1 protein-coding gene is annotated in these 998 nt (G+C 72.8%); it reads right to left on the bottom strand.

Translation table 11 applies throughout. The features are described from left to right. Positions 1 to 163: 163 nt before the first annotated feature. Complete coding sequence (locus tag AA75_RS21590; protein ID WP_051812983.1) at positions 164 to 898, bottom strand: hypothetical protein; 735 nt, start codon at positions 896 to 898, stop codon at positions 164 to 166. Positions 899 to 998: the final 100 nt, after the last annotated feature.

Here is a 998-nt window from a genome sequence, read left to right as displayed (position 1 = left end):
CGCTCCGAAAAGCGAATCCGGCCGCAATCCATAAAAGCGCTCACGCCAATTCGCACTGGAGCACGACAAGACGCGCCCAGTCGAATGGGAAGTGGTGTTTCAAGGGATTGGCCGCTCCGGGACCGTCCGCGTAGACACGTGTCCGGTGCTCCCAGCCGAGCGACTAGAGAACAGTACGCCCGTCCGTGGCCGAAGGCAAATGCCCACTTGGGACGGCCCAGTCGCACCCCGCAGCGCCCGGCCTCACGTACTCGCCGTTGGGGTGGTCGTTGACGGCGATCCGCTGCTCGGCGCTCTCGCGGGTCTCGCCGGTGCTCCGGTGGCGGCGGAGCAGGCGTTCGGCGCGGACGGTGTCGTGGGCCTCGACCCACCAGAGTTCGCGCAGGAGCCCGCGGACCGTCTGCCAGGGGGCGGCCGGCACGGCGAGGTAGTTGCCCTCGGTCACCACCAGGCGGGTGTGCGGCCGGATGATGTGGCGGGCGGCGATCGGCTCGTCGAGGTCCCGGTCGAAGTCGGGGACGTAGATGTCCCGGAAGCGCTCGGTGGCCGCACGGGTCACCAGGGCGGCGTACCCCCAGGCGTCGAAGGTCTCGGGGGCGCCCTTGCGGGTCCGCAGGCCGAGGCGGTCGAGCTGGGTGTTGGAGAGGTGGAAGCCGTCGAGCGGGAGGTGGGCCGCGGTGTCCGGGCCCTCCCGGCGGTTGACCTCGTCGACGAGGTACCGGGCCAGGGTGGACTTGCCCGCGGCTGGCGGGCCGGCCAGGCCCAGGATGATCCGGCCTGTGCGCCCGGCCCGCCCGTGCAGCAGGCGCAGCGCCCGTTCCAGTGCGGCGGCGGGCGGGTCCGCCGGGTCGGTGGGGGTGGTGGCCGCTCCGCCGTCCTGGTCGGCTTTCTCGTGCATGGCCGCACCTTACCCACAGCAGTACCGGTTCCGGACGGCCCTCACCCGGTCGTCGGCGGTGCGCCGTCCGGACGGGCGGGGGCGGTGGTGGGGGCGGGGG

The sequence above is a fragment of the Kitasatospora sp. MBT63 genome (assembly GCF_000710465.2).
GTDB lineage: Bacteria > Actinomycetota > Actinomycetes > Streptomycetales > Streptomycetaceae > Kitasatospora.
Note: the sequence above shows the minus strand (reverse complement) of the source record. Positions and strands in the feature narration are given on the sequence as shown.

Excerpts from the sequence above, each read along its gene's own strand:
- AA75_RS21590 (WP_051812983.1), bottom strand. The coding sequence starts at position 898 with ATGCACGAGAAAGCCGACCAGGACGGCGGAGCGGCCACCACCCCCACC.